This is a genomic window from Nonomuraea sp. NPDC049158, from assembly GCF_040648335.1.
GTDB lineage: Bacteria > Actinomycetota > Actinomycetes > Streptosporangiales > Streptosporangiaceae > Nonomuraea.
Genome location: NZ_JBEZDM010000021.1, coordinates 48,945 through 74,001 on the forward strand (window position 1 = coordinate 48,945; position 25,057 = coordinate 74,001).

At 70.9% G+C, this 25,057-nt stretch carries 23 protein-coding genes; 10 read left to right on the plus strand and 13 right to left on the minus strand.

Annotated features, from left to right (window positions below; translation table 11 throughout):
• Positions 1-136: 136 nt before the first annotated feature.
• The gene (locus AB0B61_RS35790; RefSeq protein ID WP_358441626.1) at positions 137-1,066 is read right to left on the minus strand and encodes an aldo/keto reductase; all 930 of its coding nucleotides are present in this window, start codon (positions 1,064-1,066) and stop codon (positions 137-139) included.
• A 36-nt stretch (positions 1,067-1,102) separates the two neighbouring features.
• Between AB0B61_RS35790 and AB0B61_RS35795 the strand changes: the two genes are divergently transcribed.
• On the plus strand, positions 1,103-2,095 hold the full coding sequence (locus tag AB0B61_RS35795) for an alpha/beta hydrolase family protein (protein ID WP_358441629.1): 993 nt from the start codon (positions 1,103-1,105) through the stop codon (positions 2,093-2,095).
• A gap of 59 nt (positions 2,096-2,154) precedes the next feature.
• On the plus strand, positions 2,155-2,700 hold the full coding sequence (locus tag AB0B61_RS35800; RefSeq protein ID WP_358441632.1) for a helix-turn-helix domain-containing protein: 546 nt from the start codon (positions 2,155-2,157) through the stop codon (positions 2,698-2,700).
• Here AB0B61_RS35800 and AB0B61_RS35805 read toward each other — a convergent pair.
• The 3 genes from AB0B61_RS35805 to AB0B61_RS35815 all read right to left on the minus strand — a co-directional run bounded on the left by AB0B61_RS35805 (position 2,638) and on the right by AB0B61_RS35815 (position 5,811).
• Positions 2,638-4,257 carry a wax ester/triacylglycerol synthase family O-acyltransferase gene (locus tag AB0B61_RS35805; protein WP_358441635.1) on the minus strand — a complete coding sequence of 540 codons (1,620 nt, stop codon included), beginning with the start codon at positions 4,255-4,257 and terminating at the stop codon, positions 2,638-2,640. The genes AB0B61_RS35800 and AB0B61_RS35805 overlap by 63 nt on opposite strands.
• Before the next feature lie 144 nt (positions 4,258-4,401).
• Positions 4,402-5,448, minus strand: coding sequence for a sulfite oxidase (locus tag AB0B61_RS35810; protein ID WP_358441638.1), 1,047 nt, complete (start codon positions 5,446-5,448; stop codon positions 4,402-4,404).
• A gap of 207 nt (positions 5,449-5,655) precedes the next feature.
• Positions 5,656-5,811 carry a hypothetical protein gene (locus tag AB0B61_RS35815; RefSeq protein WP_358441640.1) on the minus strand — a complete coding sequence of 52 codons (156 nt, stop codon included), beginning with the start codon at positions 5,809-5,811 and terminating at the stop codon, positions 5,656-5,658.
• A 37-nt stretch (positions 5,812-5,848) separates the two neighbouring features.
• On the opposite strand from AB0B61_RS35815, the gene AB0B61_RS35820 reads away from it, so the two are divergent.
• Positions 5,849-6,256: a hypothetical protein gene (locus tag AB0B61_RS35820; RefSeq protein WP_358441643.1), complete on the plus strand. Its 408-nt coding sequence runs from the start codon at positions 5,849-5,851 to the stop codon at positions 6,254-6,256.
• A 119-nt stretch (positions 6,257-6,375) separates the two neighbouring features.
• Here AB0B61_RS35820 and AB0B61_RS35825 read toward each other — a convergent pair whose 3' ends face one another.
• From AB0B61_RS35825 to AB0B61_RS35835, 3 genes are all read right to left on the minus strand, one after another.
• A complete protein-coding gene (locus AB0B61_RS35825; RefSeq protein ID WP_358441646.1) occupies positions 6,376-7,125 on the minus strand; it encodes an SDR family NAD(P)-dependent oxidoreductase in 750 nt (249 codons plus the stop codon).
• Positions 7,122-7,448 (minus strand): carboxymuconolactone decarboxylase family protein, encoded by a 327-nt coding sequence (locus AB0B61_RS35830; protein ID WP_358441648.1) that lies wholly within the window; start codon positions 7,446-7,448, stop codon positions 7,122-7,124. The genes AB0B61_RS35825 and AB0B61_RS35830 overlap by 4 nt, the downstream gene beginning before the upstream one ends.
• Before the next feature lie 129 nt (positions 7,449-7,577).
• Complete coding sequence (locus AB0B61_RS35835; protein ID WP_358441651.1) at positions 7,578-7,985, minus strand: cupin domain-containing protein; 408 nt, start codon at positions 7,983-7,985, stop codon at positions 7,578-7,580.
• 277 nt (positions 7,986-8,262) lie between these two features.
• Here AB0B61_RS35835 and AB0B61_RS35840 point away from each other — a divergent pair, with 277 nt between their 5' ends.
• Positions 8,263-8,880, plus strand: a complete 618-nt coding sequence (locus AB0B61_RS35840; RefSeq protein ID WP_358441654.1) for a hypothetical protein — start codon at positions 8,263-8,265, stop codon at positions 8,878-8,880.
• An 81-nt stretch (positions 8,881-8,961) separates the two neighbouring features.
• Here the strand turns inward: AB0B61_RS35840 and AB0B61_RS35845 are convergent, their stop codons facing one another.
• The 3 genes from AB0B61_RS35845 to AB0B61_RS35855 all read right to left on the minus strand — a co-directional run bounded on the left by AB0B61_RS35845 (position 8,962) and on the right by AB0B61_RS35855 (position 12,607).
• Positions 8,962-9,702: a hypothetical protein gene (locus tag AB0B61_RS35845; RefSeq protein ID WP_358441656.1), complete on the minus strand. Its 741-nt coding sequence runs from the start codon at positions 9,700-9,702 to the stop codon at positions 8,962-8,964.
• Between the two features lie 209 nt (positions 9,703-9,911).
• Positions 9,912-11,594 (minus strand): DNA polymerase/3'-5' exonuclease PolX, encoded by a 1,683-nt coding sequence (gene polX / locus AB0B61_RS35850; protein WP_358441658.1) that lies wholly within the window; start codon positions 11,592-11,594, stop codon positions 9,912-9,914.
• 44 nt (positions 11,595-11,638) lie between these two features.
• Positions 11,639-12,607, minus strand: coding sequence for an aldo/keto reductase (locus tag AB0B61_RS35855; protein ID WP_358441660.1), 969 nt, complete (start codon positions 12,605-12,607; stop codon positions 11,639-11,641).
• A gap of 163 nt (positions 12,608-12,770) precedes the next feature.
• Between AB0B61_RS35855 and AB0B61_RS35860 the strand changes: the two genes are divergently transcribed.
• The 6 genes from AB0B61_RS35860 (at position 12,771) to AB0B61_RS35885 (ending at position 22,366) form a co-directional block, all read left to right on the plus strand.
• A complete protein-coding gene (locus AB0B61_RS35860) occupies positions 12,771-13,949 on the plus strand; it encodes a histidine kinase (protein WP_358441662.1) in 1,179 nt (392 codons plus the stop codon).
• 73 nt (positions 13,950-14,022) lie between these two features.
• Positions 14,023-16,584, plus strand: a complete 2,562-nt coding sequence (lanKC, locus tag AB0B61_RS35865; protein WP_358441664.1) for a class III lanthionine synthetase LanKC — start codon at positions 14,023-14,025, stop codon at positions 16,582-16,584.
• A gap of 3 nt (positions 16,585-16,587) precedes the next feature.
• Positions 16,588-16,719 (plus strand): SapB/AmfS family lanthipeptide, encoded by a 132-nt coding sequence (locus AB0B61_RS35870; RefSeq protein WP_357642972.1) that lies wholly within the window; start codon positions 16,588-16,590, stop codon positions 16,717-16,719.
• A gap of 90 nt (positions 16,720-16,809) precedes the next feature.
• Positions 16,810-18,666: an ABC transporter ATP-binding protein gene (locus tag AB0B61_RS35875; RefSeq protein WP_358441667.1), complete on the plus strand. Its 1,857-nt coding sequence runs from the start codon at positions 16,810-16,812 to the stop codon at positions 18,664-18,666.
• Positions 18,663-20,354 carry an ABC transporter ATP-binding protein gene (locus AB0B61_RS35880; RefSeq protein ID WP_358441670.1) on the plus strand — a complete coding sequence of 564 codons (1,692 nt, stop codon included), beginning with the start codon at positions 18,663-18,665 and terminating at the stop codon, positions 20,352-20,354. The genes AB0B61_RS35875 and AB0B61_RS35880 overlap by 4 nt, the downstream gene beginning before the upstream one ends.
• Entirely contained in the window at positions 20,351-22,366 is a 2,016-nt protein-coding gene (locus AB0B61_RS35885; protein ID WP_358441673.1) for a prolyl oligopeptidase family serine peptidase, read from the plus strand. Before AB0B61_RS35880 ends, AB0B61_RS35885 begins: the two co-directional genes overlap by 4 nt.
• 63 nt (positions 22,367-22,429) lie before the next feature.
• Here AB0B61_RS35885 and AB0B61_RS35890 read toward each other — a convergent pair whose 3' ends face one another.
• From AB0B61_RS35890 to AB0B61_RS35900, 3 genes are all read right to left on the minus strand, one after another.
• Positions 22,430-23,035: a response regulator transcription factor gene (locus AB0B61_RS35890; RefSeq protein ID WP_358441675.1), complete on the minus strand. Its 606-nt coding sequence runs from the start codon at positions 23,033-23,035 to the stop codon at positions 22,430-22,432.
• A gap of 103 nt (positions 23,036-23,138) precedes the next feature.
• Complete coding sequence (locus AB0B61_RS35895; RefSeq protein WP_358441678.1) at positions 23,139-24,176, minus strand: zinc-dependent alcohol dehydrogenase family protein; 1,038 nt, start codon at positions 24,174-24,176, stop codon at positions 23,139-23,141.
• 1 nt (position 24,177) lies between these two features.
• A complete protein-coding gene (locus AB0B61_RS35900) occupies positions 24,178-25,008 on the minus strand; it encodes a helix-turn-helix transcriptional regulator (RefSeq protein ID WP_358441681.1) in 831 nt (276 codons plus the stop codon).
• Between the last annotated feature and the right edge of the window lie 49 nt (positions 25,009-25,057).

The following is a 25,057-nucleotide window of genomic DNA, read 5'->3' on the forward strand; positions in this document are numbered from 1 at the left end:
CCAACTGCCCGTCTCAATTGACGGACATTTCATAACAAAAGTCAGAACTCTTGTGGAGTATCACATGATCTTGGATACGAATTCAAGAACGCACCCGGGTAGGAGCTCCCACTGGATCCTGGGCGGTTTCCCGTGGTCAGGGGCGGGAGGCTGCGTCAAGGACGCGTAGTTCGTCGGCGGTCAGCGTGAGCGCGGCCGCCGTGAGGAGCGGCTGGAGCTGCCTGACGTCGCGGGCGCTGGAGATCGGCGTGGTGATCGTGGGCTGGGCGGCGAGCCAGGCCAGCGCCACCGCCGCCGGCTCGACGTCGTGCTCGGCGGCCACCTTGGTGAGGGCCTCGATCGTCCGCGGCCCGCGCTCCGTCTCCAGGTATGTGGCCGCCTGTCCCGCGCGCGGGCTGTCGACCGTGACCCCCGGAGCGTACTTGCCGGTCAGGAAGCCGCGGGCCAGCGTGGAGTAGGGAGTGCTGGACAGCCCCGCCGCGGCCACGACGTCGCGCAGCCCGCCCTCGTAGTCGCGCTCCATCAGGCTGTACTGCTGCTGGAGTGCGACGTACCTGGGCAGGCCCTCGTCGTCGGCCACCCGCAGCGCCTGCGCCAGCCGGTCGGCGCCGTAGTTGGAGGCGCCGATGTGGCGGATCTTGCCCTCCTCGATCAGCTGCCCGAACGTGGCCAGCGTGTCCGCCAGCGGGGTGTCCTGGTCGTCGACGTGCGCCCAGTAGAGGTCGATCCGGTCGGTACGCAGCCGGCGCAGCGAGTCCTCGATGGCCTTGCGGATGGTCGCGGGCGCCAGGCCCTTCACGCCCTCCAGCATGCCGACCTTGGTGGCCAGCACGATCGAGTCGCGGTTGCCGCGCTCCGCCATCCACTCGCCGATGATCGTCTCGGAGGTGGACTCGCCGGTGGCCCAGTAGGGGTAGACATCGGCCGTGTCGAGGAAGTTGCCCCCGCCCTCGATGTAGGCGTCGAGCACCTCGAAGGACGCGGCCCGGTCGGCGGTCCAGCCGAAGACGTTGGTGCCCAGGCATATCGGGAACACGGACAGATCCGTGGTGGCGATCGATTTCATCTCGCTATTATCCGCGCATCGAAAAGGGAGGCTTCGATGGCACCCCGGTTACGTGGCTACCTGGTCATCGGCGGCGTTCTCGCGGTGGGGGCGGTGGCCGTACTGCTCCATCGCGATCTGCTCCATTGCGATCTGCTCCATCGCGATCTGCTCCATCACGAGGGCGAGCCCGCCTCCCGGCCGGCTCCGTCGAGCGGCGCGCAGGCGGTCGAAGTCGTCGAGGAGAAGCGGCTCGACGAGCGCAGGATGGAGCTGACGATCAGGTCGCCGGCGCTCGCCGGCATCACGAAGGTCCGGCTGCTGCTCCCCTCGGGATGGGAGTCGCGGCGCGACTGGCCGGTGCTCTGGCTGCTGCACGGCGGCCTCGACGACTACGCCTCGTGGACCGCCAAGACCGACGTCGACGCCCTCACCCGCAACTCCGGGCTGATGGTCGTCATGCCCGACGGCGGCAAGTGCGGCAGCTACTCCGACTGGTGGAACGGCGGCGACGGCGGCCCGCCGCGCTGGGCGACCTACCACCTCAAGGAATTGCTGCCGCTGCTCGAATCCCGCTACCGCGCCGGGCGGGAGCGGGCCGTCGCGGGCTACTCGATGGGGGGTCAGGGCGCGATGCTGTACGCCGCCCAGGGGTACTTCAAGGCCGCGGCCTCCTTCAGCGGAGCCGTGCACATCCTCGAACCCGGCGTGCCGCAGGCCGTCATGGCGGGCACCACGATCGGCTGCTTCGGCACCGACTGGAAGCGCGTCTGGGGGGATCCGGCCGCGCAGCGCTCCGTCTGGCGCGCGCACAACCCTTACGACCAGGCCGGGAAGCTCAAGGGGGTCGAGCTGTACGTGGCCGCGGGCGCGGGCGACCTGGTCGAGGACCTCGCCAACCGGGCCGCCCGGACGTTCGCGGGGCGGCTGGAGCGGCTGGGCGTGCCCGTACGGACGCACTTCTATCGCGGTGGGCACAACCACGAGTCCTGGCAGCGGGAGCTCCACCGGGCCTACCCCATGCTCAGCCGGGCCATCGGCGCCCAGTGAGGGTGTCGTCGACTTCCATACCCTTACCAGGGGCTACAGGCTGACGTTAGGGTGCGGCTGTGGGGGTCGGTGACGCGCGGACGCGCATTCTGGACGCGGCGGAGGAGCTGTTCGCCGGTGGCGGTTACGAGGCCACGCCGACCGCGGTCATCGCCAGGCTGGCCGCGGTGCCCAAAGGGCTGATCTTCCATTACTTCCCGCGCAAGATCGACGTCCTGGTGGCGCTCATCGACGAGCGCACGCTGGTCGAGGAGGGGCACGAGATCGACGCGGTGCCCGGCGACCCGGCGGGCACACTGTCGCGGCTGGCCCGCAGGCTGCCGCTGCGCGCCTCGCCGGCGATGCGCCGCATCCTGTTCCGCGAGGCCGACACGCACGGCTCGGTCAAGGAGCGGCTCGGCCGGCTCAACGGCGAGCTGATCAGGCGGTCCAGGTTCGCGCTGGAGCTGGCGCTGCCGGGCGCTCGGGGTGACGCGGCCCGGCTGGAGGTGGCGGCGGCCACGTTCGCGGCCGTACTGCTCTACCAGGAGAACCTCTGCCAGCTAACCGGTCACCAGATCGACCCCGACGCGGTCGCGGAACTCATCGCTCACTCGCTCGTCTGACAGCTCGTCCAGGGCCGTCTTCAGGTGGGAGAGCAGCCCCCACACGTCGTCCATCCGCTCGGGGCAGGCCACCACGCCGAAGTCGAGCATGCCGTCGTAGGAGAAGCAGGTGATGTTCACGCCGCCGCTCATGTCGGTCAGCACCGACAGCGGGTAGTACGACAGGATCCGTCCCCCGCACAGGTACAGCGGGAACTGCGGTCCGGGCACATTACTGATGATCAGGTTGATCGGCGGGAACGTCACCGAGGCCAGCCGGAAGATCGCCGGAGTGGCCAGGCTGGTGATGGGCGCGGGCAGCAGCGAGCAGAGCTCGTTCAGCCAGGCGGGCGGGGCCAGGGCGAAGCGCCGTTTGGCCGCGCTCATGGTGGCGCCGACGGCCCGCAGGCGTCGCACCGGGTCGGCGACGTTCGTGGGCATCGGGGTGATCATGGCGGAGATCTGGTTGCCCACCGTCTCTCCGGCGCCGGCCGTACGGACCGCGACGGGGACCGCGACGACCAGCGGCTCGTCGGGCAGCGCGTCCCGCTCCTCCAGCCAGGACCGCAGCGCCGACGTGCACAGCGCCATGACGATGTCGTTGACGCTCATCCCGTTGGCCTTGGCCACGCTCTTGACGTCCTTGAGCGAGACCGACCCGAACGACAGATGGCGCCGCCCGCTGATCGGCCCGTTGAACGGCGTGCGCGGGACGGTCAGGCTGGGCAGCTCGGGGCGCCGCGTGTCGTCACCGGCGACGAACCTGGCCGCCCTGGCGATCAGCCGCGAGCCGGGGAGGGCGGAGGCCACGGGGATCGCGTCGAGGTCACCGGCCGCCTTGACCGCCGAGCGGACGGCGCGTAGGGGGTGGGTGGCGGTCTGTACGGCGGCGGCGGCCAGCATGCCCATCAGGCCAGGGGCCTGCCTTTCTGAGGCCATGTCCACCAGGCCGGGTGTCTGCCTTTCTGGGGCCATGTCCAGCGCCTTGCCCGGCGTCTGGCCGGTCAGGCCGGTCTGGCCCGTCTGGTGTGGTGTCTGGTCCGGCCGGTTCGCCTGGTGCGGTGTCCGGCCTGACCGGCAGTCGTGCGGCAGCGGGTCGCGGGCGTCGGGGGAGAGGTCGAGCAGCGTGGCGAGCGTCTCCGCGCCCGAGACGCCGTCGATGGCCGCGTGGTGCACCTTGGTGTAGACGGCGGCCAGGCCGTCGGCCAGCCCGTTGATCAGGTGCATCTCCCACAGCGGGTGGGCCCGGTCGAGCCGCCGGGCGTGGAGCGCCGCCACTGTCTCGGCCAGCTGCCGCTCGCCGCCGGGTGCGGGCAGTGTCGTCTCGAACAGGTGGTTGCCGATGTCGAACTCGGTGTCGGGCACCCAGTAGGGCCGATCCAGCCCGAACGGCACCTTCGCCAGCCGCAGGCTCAGCGCCGGCGACAGGTGCAGCCGCTCCAGCAGCAGTGCCGCGAGGTTGTCGCGGGTGACGTGGCCCTCGGCGGGGTCGAGGATCGCCAGGCCCGCCACGTTGGCGGCGGTGGTCGCGGACTCGACGTTGAGGAACTGGGCGTCGAGTGCGGTGAGCTGGCGCATCTGCTCTCCCTTTCTCACGGAATCTGGCCACCATCACATGCGAGGATTGCCGCGACGTTTCCGCGAGAGTCTTCCAGATGAATTCGGATGCGCTGTCCCATCATTTAGTAAATGCGCAGCTCACCCCCAATCGGTGACAATTCCCTATCCGTGGACAACGGAAACAGGGTGCCGCACGACAGCGTCGAAGTGATAACCGAACGGGTGGTGCGGCGTCGTCAGCGGCTGCGTCTCGCCCCTCTCATCGGTCGCCCTCGCCATCAGCTCGTACGGCCCCGGCCGCCGGGGCGTCCAGCCGATGTGCCACGGCAACCAGGCGCTGACCAGGTGCGGGCCGTGGTGCGCGGCCCGCCGCCAGCTCAGTCCGCCGTCGACGCTGACCTCGACCCGGACGATCCGCCCCCGCCCCGACCACGATCTGCCGTGCAGGATGTATGGCCGGCCGGCCCTCAGGCGCGCATTCCACGCCAGCTCGAAAGCGCTCTTCACGGGCTGGGTCGTAACGTCGCGGTAAAAGATGGTGTTCCATGGGGAAGTGAGCTCCCGGGTCGCCACCTCGATATCACCCAGCCATTTGATCGACGCTATTCCCACCCAGCCCGGCACCACCAGGCGTACCGGAAATCCGTGGTCGGGCGGGAGAGTCCGGCCGTTCATCTCGTAGGCGACGAGCACGTCGTGCATGGCCTTGTCGACCGGGAGCGGCCGGCGTACGTGCCCGTAGTCCTCGAACGGCGCGTCGAGACCGCTCGGCAGCAGGTCCACGGCGTCCGGTCGCAGGCCCGCGTACCGGAGCAGGTAACTGAGCGGCACCCCGCGCCACCGCGCCACCCCGATCGCGCCCAGCCCCCACTGCGTGCCCGGGGCCGGGTTGAGCTGCTGCGTCGCGTACAGCCGCCGACCGTTCCCGGCGCACTCGATCGCGGCGTCGATGGTGCGTGACGGCATGGCACGAAGCTGGCCGTAGTCGTACTCGCCCGGACATCGCAGGCCGGGCCCGTGGAGCCGCAGCCGCCAGGTCGTGGAGTCGATGCTGGGCGTGTACGTATGATTTCGCACGAAAAATCGGTCTATCGGGGTGTGGTATCCCTGCCCGGCCATGGCTTCCCACCGCATCTCGGCGCTGCCGTCGTGCACGGTGAACAGGTGGGCCGGCAGCGGTTTGACGATCGTCGCCAGAGCTTGCTCCATGGGCTGCTACCTCCACAGCATGTATTTCCTACTGGGAAACCATTTAATCGAACCCCGGCGATGTCCGCTCGAAAGACCTTTTGCGGAGGTAGCGATCCACACAGGGAGGGCTCGTGCCTGCCGGGACCGACGGCCTACCAGGCCGCCCGCTCCGGGCCGCTCGCTCGGGGCCGCCCGCTCTAGGCCGCTACTCCAGGACGGCCGCTTTCAGGCCACCGCTTTCAGGCCACCGCTTTCAGGACGGCGCCCGTCCCGCAGCGCCACGAACCCCGGCGAGCCGTTCACCAGCGCCGGCCACGACGACCCGGCGATGCGGACCCAGCCGATCGCCTGCCTGGCCACCGCCGCCGCGCCCCTCACCACGGTCAGCGCCCCGGAGCCCCGCAGGTCGGAACGGGCGATGACATCCGGGGCCCGTCGCTTCTACCGCGACTGGGCGGGCATCGCCCACGACGCCGTCGGCAGCCTGCGCATCGAAGCCGCCCGTACCCCCGCGAACACCGACCTCGCCGACCTCATCGACGAACTCGCCACCCACAGCGCGGAATTCGCCGGCCGCTGGGACGCCCACGACGTCGAGTATTACCGCAGCGGACGACAGCGCTTCCACCAACCCGACGTCGGCGACCTCGACCTCGACTACGACGCCCTGGAAGTCCCCGCCGACCCCGGCCTGACCATCCTCACCTGCACCCTCGCCCCAGCGCACCCCACGCCGCCGCCTTCGCCCGGCTCCAAGAACACGCCGATCCGCTATGACAGCGGGCCGGCAGACGACGGACGGCGCGTTCATACCGAACCGCGATGAAGCGGGCCGACGGACGGCGCGTTCACGCCGAACCGCGATGAAGTGAGCCGACAGACGGCGCGTTCATTCCGAACCGCGATGAAGCGGGCTGTCGACGACGCACGGCGCGTGCACGCTGCTCACAGTGCGGTGCCCGTCTCCTCGGCCAACGTCCGCACGAGGCGGTCCTGGAACGCCTCGTCGTGGACGGCGCGGTGCGGTTGCAGCCGCCGGCGGTGGTACCAGTAGCCGCCGGTGGTCAGGGCCTGAGGTTCGTCGCTCGATGCGAGCCATTCCTGCGTCTGATGGCCGAGCTCGAGATCGTCCGGTGCGCTCGGTCCGCCCATCCGCGTCGGCACCCAGCCTGGATCCACGGCATTGCTCAGCACCCCGGGACGCAGCCGAGCTACCGCGGCCGCGAGCGTGGTGACGAACAGCTTGCTGTCGGAGTACGAGCCGGCGCTCTCGCCCCGCCAGTCGACCCCGGCGAGCGACGGGCGCCCACTGGTATGCAGGCCGCTGCTCAGGTACACCAGCCGGCGCGGCCCGCGCAGCAGGGCCGTGAGCAGATACGGTGCGATGACATTGACCGGCATGACCGCCGGTCCGCTCCACACGCCGGCGTTGTGGATGACCGCGTCGAGCGGCTCCGCCTCGTTCAGCTCCGCGGCGATGCGCCGTACGGCGTCACGCTCGGTGAAGTCGCCCACCACGAGGTGTGCCCCTCGCTCGACCAGCGCGTCGAGGCCCGCCGCACGCTCCCGGTTGCGGGCGTGCACCACCACGTCGTGTCCCGCGGACACCAACGAATCCGCCGCGGCACGCCCAAGACCGTCCGCGGAACCGGTGACCAAGATCCGACCCCGACGGCCCCTTCCCCTGGCGCTCAACCTGAGAAGACCTGCTTCGCGATCGTGATCGCCGTCATGGCCTTCGGCCAGCCGGCGTAGAAGGCGAGATGGGTGATCGCCTCGATGAGCTCGGTCTCGGTGACGCCGTTCTCCTTCGCGCGCCCGAGGTGGAAGCGGAGCTGATCGGCGTCGCCGCCGGCGACGAGGGCGGCGACGGTGATCAGGCTGCGGTCGCGGGCGGCCAGCTCGGTGCGGTTCCAGACGTCCTCGAACAGGACGTCGTCGGTGAGCTCGGCGAGCTTCGGCGCGAAGTCGCCGATCATGCGGCGTCCGCCGCCGATCTGCCGGGGTTGCTCGGTCATCGAAGATCCTTTCGGTGGCCGTCCTTCGGTCCTGCGGTGCGCGGCGGCTGCTGTAAGACCGGGACCGGGATCGCCGGTGTACCTCGGCACTGCCACAGCCGGAGCGGGAAGAAGGACGGGTTCAGCTGGTCAGTGGCTGCGGGCGCGGTTGTACTGCTCGTCGGGGACCGGCTCGTTCCAGGTGGTTTCGGTGCTGCCGTCGCCCGCGCCCTCCCACATGGCCAGGTGCTCCATGAAGCGGTCGGGGGTGGCGCCGTGCCAGTGCTCCTCATTCGGGGGGCAGGTGACGGTCTGGCCGGGGTGGGCTTCGAAGACGGTGCCGTCGCGGGTGCCGATCAGGGCGACGCCGGAGACGACGTGCAGGGTTTGGCCCAGTACGTGGGAGTGCCAGTGGGTACGGGCGCCGGGGGAGAAACGGACCATGTTGGCGCGCATCCGGGACGGCTCCTGGCCCGCGTAGATCACGTCGAACCAGACGTCGCCGGTGAACCAGTCCGCGGGGGCCTTGGTGGTGGCCTGCTGTTCGACGAATTCCATGGTGTCTCCCTCAAACGTACGAGGTGATGAGGTGTGGGCCCAGTTCGCGGGAGGTGTCGCCACCTGGGCGTTTCCGTGCCCTTCAGGTAACCGGCTTTACGCCTACGCAAACAGTCACTGCCGAAGGGTGTACTGGCAGTACCTCCCCCGATGACGTCCCATCCGCCGAGGTCAACGGAGCGACGGCAAGTTTTGGGCATGGCATGGTGCCTCGACATCTCGACCTTCACGGGCGGGCTCCTAGCGTGGTGCTGAGGCACACAGCGAGGGGGCCGCGATGTTCATCCAGGTCATTCAGGGACAGGTCGGGGACGCCGGCGAGATGCGGGCGGCGTTGGACCGGTGGCACGCCGAGCTCGCGCCAGGGGCGGACGGCTGGCTCGGCGCGACCGCCGGCGTCACGGACGACGGCACGTTCGTGAACACGGCGCGTTTCGAGTCGCAGGAGGCGGCGCGGCGTAACAGCGAGCGGCCCGAGCAGGGTCAGTGGTGGGCCGAGACCCAGAAACTCTTCAGCGGCGAGGTCACCTTCCATGACTGCGCCGAGGCGTACACGTACCTGAAGGGCGGGTCAGATGCGGCGGGGTTCGTTCAGGTGATGCAGGGACGGATCCGGGATCCGCGGCGGATGCGGGAGATCACCGCCCAGAGCGAGCGGGGCATGGCCGCATTCCGGCCCGACCTCATCGGCGGGTTCGCCGCGCTGCACGGGGACGGCGGATACACCGAGGCCGCGTACTTCACCTCCGAACGGGCGGCCAGGGAAGGCGAGGGCAAGGAGCTTCCGGCCGAGATGCGGGAGCTTTTCGAGCAGTGGAAGGATCTGTTCGAGGGCGAGCCCACCTACTTCGACCTGCGCGACCCGTGGTTGTACTCGCCTCCTCAGGCCGCCTGAGATTCCCGCAGGGCGGCTGCTTACGCGGCCCTTCGGGGCCGCTGATGGGCGAGGTCGAGCCCTGGGTGAGTGATCGGGTGCTCAGTTGGGGACGAGGGAGCCGAAGGTCTCGCCGGCGTTGAGGCGCTGAATGAGGGACTCCAAGCCCTGCCGGTCCCCGTTGGCTCGGAGCCAGCGATCTACCTGGCAGGCGGCCTTGGCGTACGTGTTCGGCTGCTTGCTGGCCGTACGCAGCCACTCGTCCAAGGAGACCGGCAGCGGCGCGGTCGGTTGGACCAGGCAGCGGTCGCCGGTCGTTCGCGGGGCGAGGTAACGGGGGTCGTCGGAGACGACCACGGCCAGGCCCTCGTCGAACCACTGCGGGACCTCTGCTCCGGAGGTGAGGCGGGTGTGGAGCTCGACATGGGACATCTCGTGCGAAGCGATCACTGTGTCGAGGCCGCGGGGCGACAGCATCACGGAGCGGTCCAGAACGGCGATGCCACGCTCCTGGTGGCCGCCGATGTGCTGGTAGCACTCCTCGGTGGTGCAGATGAGCAGGCTGGGTGAGCTCTTTCGGCCGCCGTAGAAGGTGTCGACTCTCTTTGTGGCGGCGTCGACCGTCTGGCTGATCTGTGATCGTCGCTGGGGCGACAGGTCGGGCTCGATGTAGACGCCGGGGCGGAGCTCTGTCAGGCCGTAGCAGCCGGGGCACGTCGTGGCGGCCACGGAGGGGTAGGCCACCGCCACGCCGGCGACGGCGGCGACGAGCAGCACGGCCAGCGCCGCGAGAGCCCGGGTCCAGATCTTGCGGGCTCTCGATCGCTTGGGCGCCGGTGGCATGATCGACGTCCTTTCGTGGGGGTGATGGTGGGGATTACTTTCGCGTAATCCGCTGGTGGCCACATCCACCTGTGGGTGGTCATTCCTGGGGATGACATGCAGGCGTGTTGGTCGTGAGGATCGCCTGCGCGGCGCGGTGGCTCAGGGGTGTCCTGAGAGATCGCCGCGCCTGAGCCCGTTCCGCGCAGGCGATCGATCGATGGCCGCGCCTACCGGCCGAGGAAGGCGAGCAGGCGCTCCAGCGGCCAGGTGTTGATGACGTCCTCCGTGGTCAGCCAGGCGCGCTGCGCGATCCCGATGCCGAACCGCTGGTTGGCCAGGTGGGGGATGGCGTGTGAATCGCTGTCGATCGAGAACTTCACCCCGTGGTGCTTGGCCAGGCGGACCAGGTCAGCGGGCAGGTCCGAGCGGTCGGGGAAAGAGTCGATCTCCATGGCCGTCCCGGTGCGGCCGGCCGCGCGGAAGACGGCGTCCCAGTCGGCGTCCACCTGCGGGCGCTTGCCGATCTTGCGGGTGGTCGGGTGGCCGATGATGTCCACGTACGGGTTTTCGCAGGCCGCGATGAAGCGGCGGGTCATCTCGTCGCGGGACATGCCGAAGTGCGAGTGGACCGAGGCGACGCACACGTCGAACTCGCGGAGGATCTCGCCGGGCCAGTCGACGGAGCCGTCGGGGGCGATGTTGAGCTCGGTGCCGTGCAGGAGCCGCATGTCGGGATATTTCTGTTGCAGGTCCGCGACCTGCTGCCGCTGCTCCAGCGCCTTGTCCAGGGTCATCCGCTGCATGGCCAGGTCGGGGGCGTGGTCGGTGATGGCGTAGTAGAGGTAGCCGCGGGCGTGTCCCGCCGCCACCATGTCGGCCAGCGAGGCGATGCCGTCCGTCAGGTTGGTGTGCGTGTGCAGGTCGCCCTTGAGGTCGGGGAGCTGGAGGAGATCCGGCAGCTCGTGGCGGAGCGCGGCCTTCACCTCGCCGCCGTCCTCGCGCATGGGCGGGGGTACGAACTGCATGCCGAGCGCGGCGTAGATGTCCTCCTCGGACTCCGAGGCGATCACCGTCTCGCCCGCGAAGAGTCCGTATTCGGAGAGCTTCCACCCCTTCTTCACCGCCATCTCCCGGATGGCGACGTTGTGCTCCTTCGAGCCGGTGAAGTATTGCATCGCCGCGCCCCACGATTGGCCGGGCACCAACCGCAGGTCCACCTGAAGGCCCGACGTCGTGCGTATCGACGTCTTCTTGTCGCCCGCCGCGATGATCTCCGCGACATAGGGCTGGGCGCGGAAGTCCTCCATGATGGACTCGGGCGCCACGGCCAGGATGTCGATGTCGCCGATCGTGTCCTTCATCCGCCGCAGCGACCCGGCGTAGGCGATGCGCTCGGCCTTCAGCGAGGCCATCACCTGCTCGGCCAGGGACATGGCGACGCCGATGTGCACCCGGCGGCCCGACTGCTCCAGTTGCTCGATGCCCTTGAGGAGGTTGGCCAGGGTCTTGGGGCCGAGCCCCTTGACGCCGTCGAGCCGCCCGGAGGTGATCGCCTCGCCGAGCGCCACGGGCGAGTCGATGCCGTAGTCGTCGAACAGCATGATCGCCGTCTTCGGCCCCAGCGTCGGCACGCGGGTCAGCCGCCGCACCCCTTCGGGCACCCGGCCGCGCAGGTCGTCGAGCTGGCGGAAGCTCCCACGCTGCAGGAACTCCTCCATTTTCTTGGCGATCGCCTCGCCCACGCCCGGCACACCGCGTACGTCGGCCACCGAGATGTCCTCGGGGAACCCGGCGATCGCCTTGGCGGCCTTCTGGTAGCTCCGCACCCGGAACGCGTCGCCACCGGTCAGCGCGAACAGCTCCGCGTATTCGGAGAGCGCCGCCGCCGCATCATCGTTAGCCCTAGCCATGGAGCCAGCTTAGGGATTCCCGCCGACAAACGACGTGGGCGAGGCTACATGCGCACTTCACGCGGCCGGTACGGCTCCGCGAGGGAGGCCAGGTCCTTGTCCGAAAGCGACACCGACACCGCGGCGAGGGCGTCGTCGACGTGGCCCGGCTTGGTGGCGCCCACGATGGGGGCGGTGACGGTCGGCTGCTGAAGCAGCCAGGCCAGGGCGACCTGGGCGGCCGGCAGCTCGTGCTCGCGCGCGACCTCCGCGACCCGGTCAAGGATGAGCTGGTCGTTCTCGGGGTCGTAGAGGGCGTCGATGCGCGCGTCGGTGCCGGTCCTGGTCGTCGACTGGGACGCGCCCGCGCGGGCCAGCAGGCCGCGCGCCAGCGGGCTCCACGGGATCACGCCCACGCCCTGGTCCGCGCAGAGCGGGAGCATCTCCCGCTCCTCCTCCCGGTAGAGCAGGTTGTAGTGGTTCTGCATGGACACGAACCTGGTCCACCCGTTCTCCCGCGCCACGTGCTGCGCCTTGGCGAACTGCCACGTCCACATCGTCGAGGCCCCGATGTAGCGGACCTTGCCCGCCTTGACCACGTCGTGCAGCGCCTCCATGGTCTCCTCGATGGGCGTCTCGTCGTCCCACCGGTGGATCTGGTAGAGGTCCACGTAGTCGGTGCCCAGCCGGCGCAGCGAGGCGTCGATCGCGTCGAAGATGTGCTTGCGTGACAGGCCCCGGTCGTTGCGCCCCTTGCCCATCGGGAAATAGACCTTGGTGGCCAGCACGTAGTCCTCGCGCCTGGGGAAGATCTTGCGCAGCAGGTTCCCGGTCACGACCTCGCTCTCGCCGGCGCTGTAGACGTCGGCTGTGTCGAAGAACGTGACCCCGCCGTCGGCGGCCCGGCGGACGAGCGGTTCGGCCTGGTCCTCGGGCAGCGCCCACTCCTGCCTGGCCGGATCCCCGAAGCTCATCATGCCGAGGCAGATGCGCGAGACCCGCAGGCCGGTGTCACCAAGTCGTCTGTAATCCATAACGGCAACCCTACGACGACGTCACGCGGCCTAAGTCAGGCGGGGGCGGGCAGAAAGTTCTGCTCGAAGCCGCCATTGCGCTTTACAGAACGCGGTACATCGGGTCGATTGGAGAGGGACAACGGACGGTTCGGTGCTCGTGACGCAGCGCGACGGGGGACGAGTGAGTGGATTAGGAAGCGAGCCGGCTCCCCGGCTACGCCTTCTCGGCGACATTCCTTCGTCTCCCCTGGACATGGCCTGGCTGACCTTGATGGCGGGGCTCCTCACCGTGACCGTTCCGGTGCAGGGAGCGCTCGCCGGCTCGGGATTCTCGCCGGCGGCCTCGGTGACCCTGCTCCTCCTGCTGGCCGTACACGCCCGGTTCGTGCTGGGGACGCTGGCCGGCAGGACCGGGGGGTGGTGGCTGGTCGGCGTGCAGGCCTGGCTGACGTACGTGCCGCTGGCCGTGTTCGGGGCGGCGTGGACGCCGATGTGCGGGCTGCTGGCCGGCGCGCTGCTGCTGGTGGCCGGGCGCATCAGGTCGGCCACGCTGGTGGCGCTGGCCGTGTGCTGCGGGCCGGTCCTGCTCGCGGCTCCCCACGAGGGGCTCGCCGACCGGGGGTGGGCGCTGGCCGCCCCGGTGCTCGGCCTGATGGAGTACGCCCTGGTGAGCCTGGCCGCGCGGGCGCAGTGGCTGGCCTCCGCCAGGACCGACGCCATCCGTACGACCGTCGCGCTCGAACGCCGCCGCTTCAGCAGGGACCTGCACGACCTGGTGGGCCACCGGCTCACCGCCCTGGTCCTGAAGACGCAGCTCATCGATCGGCTGATGGACGAGGAGAACGAGAAGGCGAAGCTGGAGGTCGGCGAGACCCTCGAACTGCTGCGCACCCTGGCGGGGGACGTACGGGCCGTCGCCCACGGCGGCGGGCGGCGCTCCTCGCTGGAAGGGGAGATGAGCTCGGCCCGCGCCCTGCTGGAGTCGGTGGGAGTGCGGTGCCAGATCCGGGTGGCGTGCCCCGATCTGCCCGGGGACGTCGCCGACGCGCTCACGCACGCCCTGCGCGAAGGCGTGACCAACGTGCTGCGTCACGCGGAGGCGCGACAGTGCGCCATCCAGCTGCTCGAACGCGACGAACTGGTCCGGCTGTCGATCAAGAACGACGGCGTCCGCCCAGTACGCAGGACGGGAGAGTCGGGCCAAGGGCTGATGAACCTGACCGAGCGGGTGGCCGATGTGGGCGGCTGGCTGGAGATCACCGCGGTCCGTAGCGGGCAATTCACCTTTTCGGTTTATGTGCCCCAGATAAACAAACGTGTAAAATTCACAAATGCCTATGAGGTAAGCACACATCGGTAATGTCGTGTGTTACTAGACGCCTTGTCCGTGCGTTGCCATTCTCTTAATGACAACGCACGGGAGGTCGCACCGGATGGACCAGTATGAGCTGTACTGCCTCGCGGATGGTCGTTTCTACGACACCCTCGAGCACAGCACCGCCGAGGACGCCGACTTTCCCATCGCGCACCGGCCGGTCCCCGAAGGATGGCTGCACGAGGCGACGGAGACCTGGTGTTACTATGCGCCGGGCGGCGTGGCGCCTCTGCCCTCCCAGGGTTGGAAGATCCACGTTTCGGCCCGCGTGGACGACGCCGAACGGGCCTTGGCCGCCGTCTGGGATTATTGCCTGCCCCGCGGGATCGCGTTCAAGTTCCTGCGCGGTCTCCCGGTCCTGGTCATGCTCAATTCCAAGGCCGCGTCCAGGGCGTCGAGCGGCAAACTGGTCACCATTTATCCCAGGGACGAGAGCCAGCTCGAACTCGTTCTCAAAGAGCTGCACGAACTCCTGCGCGACGTGCGCGGCCCGTACATCCTGAGCGACCTGCGCTACGGCGAGGGACCGCTGTTCGTCCGCTACGGCGGCTTCGCCGAGCGGCACTGCCTGTCCGGCGGCGAGCGGGTGCTGGCCGTCGAGGACGGCGGCGGACAGCTCGTGCCCGACGTGCGGGGCGCCACGTTCTCGGTGCCGCCATGGACGACGCTGCCCGAGTTCCTCGAGCCCCATCTCGCCGCGCGCAACGCCGTGACCACGACCGGCCTGCCGTACGCGATAGAGGACGTGCTGCACTTCTCCAACGGCGGCGGCGTCTACCTCGCCCGCGACCAGCGGACGGGCGCCCGGGTCGTGCTGAAGGAGGCCAGGCCGTACGCCGGGCTCGACAACGCGGGCCGGGACGCGGTGGCGCGGCTGACGCACGAGCGCGACATCCTGGCCCGCCTGGCCGGGCTGCCGGCGGCGCCGGAGCTGCTCGGCTACTTCACCCTCGGTGAGCATCACTTCCTGGTGCAGGAGTTCGTCGACGGGACCACGCTGCAACGCCGCCTGGTGCACAGGTACCCGCTGACCCGCGCCACGTGCACGCCGGACGACCTCGCCGGCTACACCGACTGGGCCCTCGACACCCTGGACCGGGTGGACCGGGCGCTGGCGTCGCTGCACGAGCGCGGCGTGGTCTTCGGCGACCTGCATCCCGACAACATCCTGCTGACCGAGAGCGGCCGCGTCGTGCTCATCGACTACGAGGTGGCCACGCTCGCCGAGGAGGGCGGCCGCGCCGCGCTGGCCCACCCGGCGTACGCGGCGCCGGCCGACCGGCGGGGCACCGACGTCGACAAGTACGCGATGGCCTGTCTGCGGCTCGGGCTGTTCGCCCCGCAGTGCACCATCATGCTGCCGTTGCACCGGGCCAAGGTCGCGCACCTCGGCGAGATCGTGTCGGACACCTTCACTCGCGAGATCGCGACGGCCGTGTCCACGATCGCGGGCGACGGCCGTGACGAGGGCGAGATGCGCGCCCTGCCGATGCCCGGGAGCGCCACCTGGCCCGAACTGCGCGCCGCGATGCGCCAGGCCATCCAGACGTCCGCGACGCCCGGACGCGACGACCGGCTCTTCCCCGGCGACGTGGCCCAGTTCCAGCCGGGCGGTGGCCTGAACCTCGCCTACGGCGCCGCCGGCGTCCTGTACGCCCTGGCCGCGACCGGAGCGGGCCGTTTCCCCGAGTATGAGAGCTGGCTGCTCGCCCGGGCCAAGCGCCCGGCGCCCGGCTCCGGCCTCGGCTTCTACGACGGCCTGCACGGCATCGCCTACACCCTCGACCTGCTCGGCCACCGGCAGGACGCGCTCGACGTGGTCGAGATCAGTCTGCGCGAGAAGTGGGACGGCCTGGAATCGGCCCACTTCTCCGGCCTGTCCGGCATCGGACTGAACCTCTTCCACCTCGGCGAGCCCGAACTGGAGCGCAACGCGCTCCGAGCGGTCGACATCTGCGCGGACCGGCTCGGCGGCGCCGACGACGTCCCTGAGCTCAGCGGCGGCACGAACCCACGGGCCGGGCTCATGTACGGCTCCAGCGGACCCGCCCTGCTGTTCCTGCACGCCTACGAGCGCACCGGTGACACGGCGCTGCTCGACCTGGCCGCCGTCGCGCTCCGCCAGGATCTGCGCCGCTGCCGCGCGGCCGAGGACGGCTCACTCCAGGTGAACCAGGGCTGGCGGCTGCTGCCGTACCTGGACGAGGGGTCAGTCGGGATCGGCCTGGTGCTCGCCCGCTACCTGGCGCACCGGGAGGACGAGAGGTTCGCCACCGCGCTACGTGATCTGCGGCTGGTCGCGCGGTCGGGGTTCTTCGTCCAGTCGGGGCTGTTCACCGGGCGCGCGGGGATCGTCGCGGCACTCGGCTGCGGGCTCGACTTCGATGGCGCGTCTGAGGCCCAGGTAAAGGGCTTGCGCTGGCACGCGTTGCCGTACGGCGGAGGCTTGGCCTTCCCCGGTGACCAGTTGCTGCGCCTCTCCATGGATTTCGCGACCGGAACGGCAGGCGTCCTGTTCGCCCTCGGCACAGTGATGGGCGAACAGCCGGGACGCCTGCCCTTCCTCGAGGCCGCCGCCGACCGGCGGCCTGTCTCCAACCAGTCCCAGAAGGAGGTGTAAACCATGGTACTTCTCGACCTGCAGGGTCTCGAGACCCCGGCCGGCAGCGATGTCGCCAGTGGCGGCAGCACTCTGACCGCTCTGACGTGTCAGTCAGGCCACCCGAGCAACCTCAGTGTCGCACTTTGTCACTGATCACATTAGCGCCGATCCCCGCGTCGCTTACGGCGGCGCGGGGATCGGTCACTGGCATTTCCTCTGTCGCGCCAGATGAAGGAGACGGTCGTGCGGGCCGGAGACCGGCTGGTGATGGACGCGGTACGGCGAAGCGGCCCATGGCCCGCCGTCCTCGCGGTCACGGCGATCGCGGGCGCGGTCGCCGAGCTGGCACTGCCGTACGCGGTCGGCCGTACCGTCGACGGCTTCGTCTCCGCCCGGCCAGAGACCGTGTCCTGGCTGGCGGCCTGCGCGGTGATCGTGGCCGCGATCATGCTCTGCGAGAGCGCCGGGGTCTGGGCACGCGGCGCGAGCAGCGCGTACGCCGCCGCCCGGCTGCGCCTGTCGGTGCTGCGTCACATCCTGGGCGTCGGCCCCGCCGTGACCCGCCGTTTCCCCGAAGGCGAGCTGGTCACCCGCGCCGGCCTGAACGCCGAGGAGGCCGGCCGGGCGCCCGAATCCTTGACCGGCGCGCTGGCGCTGCTCGTCCCCACGCTCGGCGCCCTGGTGGCGCTCACGCTCATCGACCCCGTGCTGACCGCGACGCTGGTCGCCGGGATCGCGCTCATCCTGCTCGTCCTGCGGGCCTTCCTCCGGGCCACGACCACGATCGCGGGCGGCTACCAGGAGGTACAGGGCGAGATCGCCGCCCGGCTGGTGGACGCGCTCGGCGGCGCCCGGACGATCGCCGCGGCCGGCACCGCCGACCGCGAGACGCGCCGGGTCCTGGCGCCCATGGACCGGCTGCGGGCCCACGGTATGGAGCTGTGGCGGGCGAACGCCACGGCCGGCGTTCAGGCGGGCCTCATCGTGCCGCTGGTGGAGGTGGCCGTACTCGCCGTGGGCGGGCTCCGGCTGGCCGCCGGCGAGCTCACGATCGGCGAACTGTACGCGGCGGCCAGGTACGCGGTACTGGGCGCGGCGCTGAGCACCGCGCTCGGCCACATCGGCGGCCTGGCCAGGGCACGCGCGGCGGCCGAACGCGTCGCCGAGATCCTCGGCCTGCCCACCACCCGCTACGGCAGCCGTTGCCTCCCCCTACACGTCACCAGCCACCGCCCGCCTCCCGTCCACTCACTGCCTGACACCCCGTCCCGCACCTCGGGACCACCTGCCGGGCTCGGCAGCGTGGAGTTCCGGGGGGTCACGATGCCCGGTCTGGCCGTGGAGGAGCTGGTGATCCCCGGTGGCTCGGTCACGGCGGTGGTCGGGCGTTCGGGATCCGGCAAGTCGTTGCTCGCCGCCCTGGCGGCGCGGCTGGCGGACCCCGCCGGGGGAACGGTGCTGCTCGACGGCGTGCCGCTGCCAGCGCTGGACCGCGCCGAGCTGAGACGGGCCATCGGGTACGCCTTCGAACGGCCGGTCCTGGTCGGCGACACCGTCGGCGCGGCCATCGGGCTCGGTGCGGATGACCAGGAGGTCGTATCCGCGGCGGCGACGGCGGCGTGCGCGGACGGGTTCATCCGCCGCCTGCCCGGCGGGTACGCGACCCCCATGGCCGACACCCCGCTCTCCGGCGGCGAACGGCAGCGGATCGGCCTGGCCAGGGCGTTCGCGCAAGGAGAGCGCCTGCTGGTGCTCGACGACGCCACCTCCAGCCTCGACACCGTCACCGAACGCCAGGTCGGCAACGCCCTCACCGCCGACCCCCGAGGGCGTACCCGGCTCATCGTGGCGCACCGGCTGACTACGGCTTCCCGTGCCGACCGGGTCGTCTGGCTGGAGGACGGCAGGGTGCTGGGCCACGCGCCGCACCACGAACTGTGGGCGAACCCGCACTATCGGGCGGTCTTCCAGGAACCCCTCGGGTCCCAGCCACCCGAGGGGCCTGGGCCTGAGGGGCGGTCCGAGGGACGGCATGAGGGACGGCATGAGGAGCCCGAGAGGCTCGCGGGATCTCGGGGGCTCCGGGGAGACGTCTCATGAAGCAGTTGCTCTGGGAGGCGTTGCGGCGGCGGCCGTACGCGCTGCTGCGTCTCTGTCTGTGGTCGGTGCTGGAGGCGGCGCCCGCGTTCCTCATCGGGCACGCCGTCGCCCGCGCCATCGAGGACGGCTTCGCGGTGGGTCGTCCCGCCCTTGGGCTGGTCTGGCTGGCGGCGCTCGGCTGTGCGTGGCTGGTCGCCGCGGTCGCCGCCCGCCAGATCATTCTCGCGGTGGCGGCGATCGCTGAGCCGTTCCGGGACGATCTGCTCGCTCACGTGGTCGGCGGCGCCATGCGCCGGGCCGCCCAATCGGTGACCGCCCGCCCGGACACCGCCGCCGTCACCCGGGCCGGTCTCCAGGTGGAGCTGGCCAGGGACGCCTTCGCGGCGGTGGTCACCACCGTGCGCGGGTTCGCGTTCACCGTGGTGAGTGTGGGGCTGGGGCTGCTCACGCTGGCTCCGCGGGCGGCGGTGCTGGTGCTGCCGCCGTTCGTCGCCGGACTGGGGCTGTTCCTGGTGTCCCTGCCGGCGCTGGCGCGGCGGCAGCGGGCGTTCCTGATGGCCGATGAACTGCTCGCCGAGTCGATGACCGGCATGGCCGGGGGGCTGCGCGACATCGTGGCCTGCGGGGCGGAGGACCGCGTGGGCGCGGCGCTGGCCGATCGGGTCGAGGCGCAGGCGTCGGCGGCGCGCGCTCTGGCCCGCGTGACCGCGGCGCGCACGATCGCGCTCGCCGTCGGCGCCTGGCTGCCTGTGATGCTCCTCCTGACCGGTACGCCCTGGCTGCTCAGCGGCGGCATGGGCGCGGGGGTCGTCGTGGGCGCCCTGGCCTACGTCACCCAGTCGCTGGCCCCCGCCCTGAACGGCCTCGTCCACGGCCTCGGCGTCAGCGGCGTCAGCCTGGTGGCCACCCTCCGCCGCATCGCCACCTCCGGCCCCCCGGCCCCAGTCCCGGCCTTGACTCCGCTCCAGACTCCCGGGGGGCAGACACCCGCGGGCGGTGTGCGGTTGCGGGGGGTTACGTTCGCGTACGGGCCGCACTCCGAGGCGGTGATCGACGGGCTCGATCTCGACATCCCCGAGGGCGACCACTTAGCGGTCGTCGGTCCGAGCGGCGCCGGCAAGTCCACCCTGGCGGCTCTGGTCAGCGGTCTTCTCCAGCCGGACGCGGGCGACGTCCGGATCGGCGGAGTGCTCGCCGCCGACGTGCCTCCCGCCGCGCGGGTGCTGATCCCCCAGGAGGCGTACGTCTTCCGCGGCTCGCTGCACGAGAACCTCACGTACCTGAGCGACGCACCACCCCACCAGGTCGAGGCCGCCGTCACCGCGCTCGGCGCCACCGGCCTGATGGCGGACAGGGAACTGGAGCTCGACCCCGGCTCCCTGTCCGCCGGGCAGCGTCAGCTGATCGCCCTCGTACGCGCCTACCTGGCCCCGGCTCGCCTGGTCATCCTGGACGAGGCCACCTGCCATCTCGACCCCGCGGCCGAGGCGCGGGTGGAGGCCGCGTTCGCGGAGCGGGGTGGCACGCTGATCGTCGTCGCGCACCGCCTCACCTCGGCCACGCGCGCCCGCCGCATCCTGCTCATGGACGCCGGCCAGGCCACGGTCGGTACGCATGACGAGCTGGTGCGTCTCTCACCCACCTACGCTGACCTGGCCGGTCACTGGCAACCGGAGCCCGTGTCATGAAATATCCGGACGCAGAGCGTCTGTCCCTCGTCGAGGAGCTTCATGGCCACCTCGTCACCGACCCCTACCGTGGGCTGGAGGACGCCGCCCATCCGGCCACCCTCGGCTGGCAGGCCGAGCAGGACCGGCTCTGGCGGCACCACGCCGCCGGCCTCCCCCTCCGCGAACACTTCCAGAAGCGCCTGACCGAGCTCAGCGTCACCGGGATGACCACCCCGCCGCTGTGGCGCGGCGACCGGCGCTTCCACCTGTCCCAGTCCGCGGGCCAGGAGCATCCGGTGCTGTACTGCGACGACCGGGTCATCCTCGATCCCATGGAGCTCGACGCCACCGGCCTCACCACGCTGGACGACTGGCAGCCCGACTGGGAGGGGCGCCTGCTGGCGTACCAGCTGTCGAGGAGCGGGGACGAGCGGGCGGACCTGTACGTCATGGACGTCGCCACCGGCGAGATCGTCGACGGCCCGATCGGCGGCTGCCGCTACTCACCGGTCGCCTGGCTGCCCGGTGGCAGAGAGTTCTTCTACGTCCGCTTCCACCAGGGCGTATACCTGCACCGGCGAGGCGGCGACGTCCAGGTCTTCACGCGGGGAGCGCTCTCGTACGGCCTGCAGATCAGCGTGGACGGGCGCTGGCTGGTGATCTCCGCGGGCACCCCCGCCCGGAACGACCTCTACCTCGCCGACCTCTCCGCAGACCCGCCCGAAGCTGCGGGCCAGCCCGCGTCCGCGGGCCGGCTCGAGCGCCTCGACCTGAGGGTGATCCAGGAAGGGGTGGCGGCGCGCGCCGCGGCGGCGATGGGCCCCGACGGCCGCCTGTACATCCTCACTGACCAGGACGCGCCCCGCCGCCGGCTCTGTGTCGCCGACCCGGCCACCCCCGCCGCGTGGGAGGAGCTCGTGCCCGAGGACTCCGCGGCCGTTCTCGGCACGTTCACGCTGCTCGACGGCGGCCGGCTGCTGATCGCCAGGACCCGCCACGCGGTCGGCGAGCTCGCGATCCACGACGCCGCCACGGGCGAGCGCACCGGCACCGTCCCGCTGCCCGGCAGCGGCTCCATCGCCTCGCTGACCTCGCGCCCCGGGGGCGGCCACGAGGCGTGGTTCGTCTACACGGACGCGGTCACCCCGGCGGAGGTCTGGCGCCACGACGCCCGCGAGGGAACGACGACCCGCTGGTCACCGGCCGCCAGCGGCGCGGCGGTGGCGGCACTGGGGGTGGAGAGTCACCAGGTCGAGTACGTCTCCGCCGACGGCACCCGGGTGCGCATGGTGGTCGTGGCGGGCCCGCACTCCGGCGGCCCCCGTCCGACCATCCTGACCGGTTATGGCGGGTTCGGGATGTCGCTCACCCCCGGGTACGCGGCCGACTCCCTGGCCTGGGTCGAGGCCGGCGGCGTCCTGGCCGTGGCCAACCTGCGTGGCGGCGGGGAGGAGGGCGAGGCGTGGCACCGCGACGGCATGCTGGACCGCAAGCAGAACGTCTTCCAGGACTTCACCGCCGCCGCCGAGAAGCTGATCGCCGACGGGTGGACGACCCCCGGTCAGCTGGCGGTCTGGGGCGAATCGAACGGCGGCCTGCTCGTGGGGGCCGCCATGACGCGGCGGCCGGAGCTGTTCGCGGCCGTCGTGTGTTCGGCGGGGCTCCTGGACATGGTGCGGTACGAGCGGTCGGGGCTCGGAGCCGCCTGGACCGGTGAGTACGGCTCCGCCGACCTTCCCGAGCAGCTGGGCTGGCTGCTCGGCTATTCGCCCTACCACCACGTCCACCAGGGGACCGACTACCCGGCGACGCTGTTCACGGTCTCCGGGGCCGACTCGCGGGTGGATCCGATGCACGCGCGCAAGATGTGCGCGGCCCTGCAGTGGGCGACGGCGGGCGAGCGGCCGATCCTGCTACGCCACGAGCGCGACGTCGGCCACGGAGCCAGGGCGGTCAGCAGGTCGATCGCCCTGGCCGCCGACGTGCTCGCCTTCGCCGCCGCCCACACCGGCCTGGAACCGATGCCCTGAGCCTTCTCCACGCGCACCGGCCTGGAACCGATGCCGTAGGTCGCCAGTCGCAAGCGGGCGGGGTCAGATCCAGCCGGACTCACGGGCGATGCGGATCGCGTCGATCCGGCTGCGCGCCCCCAGCTTCGCCGTACTCCGGTGGAGGTAATTTCGGACCGTTCCTTCCGCGAGGAACAGCGACGCCGCGATCTCCGACACCGTGGCCCCTTCGGCCGCGGCCCCGATCACGTCCAGCTCCCGCTCCGTCAGCGGCGCCTCCGGCGGGCTCATCGCGGCGATCGCCAGTTCCGAGTCGATGACCCGCTCCCCGGCGGCCACCCTCCGGATGGCGTCCCCGAGCCGGCCGGGCGGCGCGTCCTTGGCCATGAACCCCCGCACGTGCACGTCCAGGGCCCGCTTCAGCAGCCCCGGAGTGCCGACGCCGGTGAGGATGAGCACGCCGCACTCCGGCAGCTTGTCGTGCAGCTCGCCGGCGGCCTCCAGCCCGTCCTTGCCGGGCAGCGCGACGTCGAGCACGGCCACGTCGGGCCGGACCGTCTGGGCGACGCGGAGGATGCGATCACCCCGGTCGACCTCCGCGACGATCTCGATATCCTCCTCATAGGCCAGCAATGCCACGATCGCTCCTCGCACCAGATGCATGTCCTCAGCGAGCAAGGTTCGGATCACTGTTGTCCTCACGGTCAGCCAGCAAGCCTGTGAGCCACAAGTCTGACGTATCCGGCATCACCTGCAAAGCGGTCGGCGGCGTACCAAGCGGCCGGTCGGGCTCCTACAGGGGGAACCGCGGGGTGATCATCGTCACGCCGGGCACGCTGCCGATCGAGGACAGGGCCTTGCCCGCGTCGGCGAGCCCGATGGTCCGGGTGACGAGCTGGTCGGGGTGCAGGATCCCGGCCCTGATCATCTCCATCATCGGCGCGTAGGCGTGCGCGGCCATGCCGTGGCTGCCGAGCAGCCGCAGCTCGTGCCCGATCACCCGGTCCATCGGCACCGGGGTCGCCGCGCCGGGCAGCAACCCGACCTGTACGTGCCGGCCGCGGCGGCGCAGGCTCTCGACCGAGGCCACGCAGGTCTGGGGGCTGCCCAGCGCGTCGATCGACAGGTGCGCCCCGCCTCTGGTCAGCTCCCTGACCTGGGCGCCCGCGTCACCGGCCGAGCCGTCGACGAAGTGCGTGGCGCCCGCCTGCTCGGCGAGCTGGAGCGCGTCGGTGTTGATGTCGACGGCCACCACCCGCGCGCCGGCCGCGGTGGCGATCATGATGGCGGACAGGCCGACCCCGCCGCAGCCGTGCACGGCCACCCACTCGCCCGGCCGTACCGCCCCCACCTGCGTGATGGCGCGGAAGGCGGTGGCGAAGCGGCAGCCGAGCCCGGCCGCGGTCACGTAGGCCATCTCCTCGGGGACCGGGATCAGGTTCACGTCGGCGTGGTCGATCGCCACGTATTCGGCGTAGGAGCCCCAGTGGGTGAAGCCGGGCTGGGTCTGCCGCTCGCACACCTGCTGCTGGCCGGCGGCGCAGGCCGTACAGGATCCGCAGGCGCACACGAACGGGACGGTGATCCTAGCGCCGGGCAGCCAGCCGCGCACCTCGGCGCCGACCGCCTCCACGACGCCCGCGAGCTCGTGCCCCGGCACGTGGGGCAGGACGCGGATGTCGGGGTCGTGGCCCTGCCAGCCGTGCCAGTCGCTGCGGCACAGGCCCGTCGCCTCGACCCTGATCACCGCCCCGTGTGGCGCCGGCGAGGGGTCGGGCAGCTCGCGCAGGTCGAGCTCCCCACCGAACAGGTCAAACGCAACGGCTCGCATCTCATGAGCTTAGGGTCAACTGCCGCAGCTTGCGCAAGGCTTGGTGCGAGGGTGAACCTGGTTCGGCCGTGTAGATGACGAGGCGCAGGTCCTCGCGGTCCGGCACGGCCAGGACCTGGCAGGTCACGTCGATGACGCCGAGGTCCGGGAGGTCGAGGCGCTTGGTGTTGTGCCGGCGGACCGCCACCTCGTGCCTGGCCCAGATCTCGGCGAACTCGGGACTCAACGCGAGCAGCTCCGCGACCAGCGCCTGGAGGCCCTGGTCATCCGGGTAACGACCCGCCGCGATGCGGAGGTCGGCCACGGAGCCGCGGGCGAAGCGGCTCCTCTCCTCGTCCTCGAAGTACCCGCCGATGTCGGAGGAGCGGAACACCCAGCGGATGACGTTGAGATCGTCGGGCGAGCGTGCGTCGAGATCGCCCATGACCACGCCGGCGAGCGGGTTCCAGGCGAGGATGTCGTACTTGGCGTCGACCACATAGGCGGGCACCTCCTCCAGGAAGGAGATGAGGTGCAGGATGGCCTGGGGCACGTCGGCCCTGATGCGCGGCGTCTCCAGCGCCTGGCCGGCCAGGTTGAACAGGTGGCCGCGCTCGTCCTGGCTGAGCATGAGCGCCCTGGCCAGCGCGTTGAGCACCTGGCGTGACGGATGAGGCCCGCGGCCCTGCTCCAGCCGGATGTAGTAGTCGATCGACATTCCCGCGAGCTGCGCGACCTCCTGCCTGCGCAGGCCCGGCGTGCGACGGCGCCCGGCCTCGGGCAGCGCCACGTCGCGGGGCGTGACGCGGGCGCGCCTGCTGCGGAGGAACTCGGCGAGTTTGGTGCGGTCCATCCCTCTATCTTCGGGCAGATCGTGGCCTCTTGGGTGGTATCGCCGATCC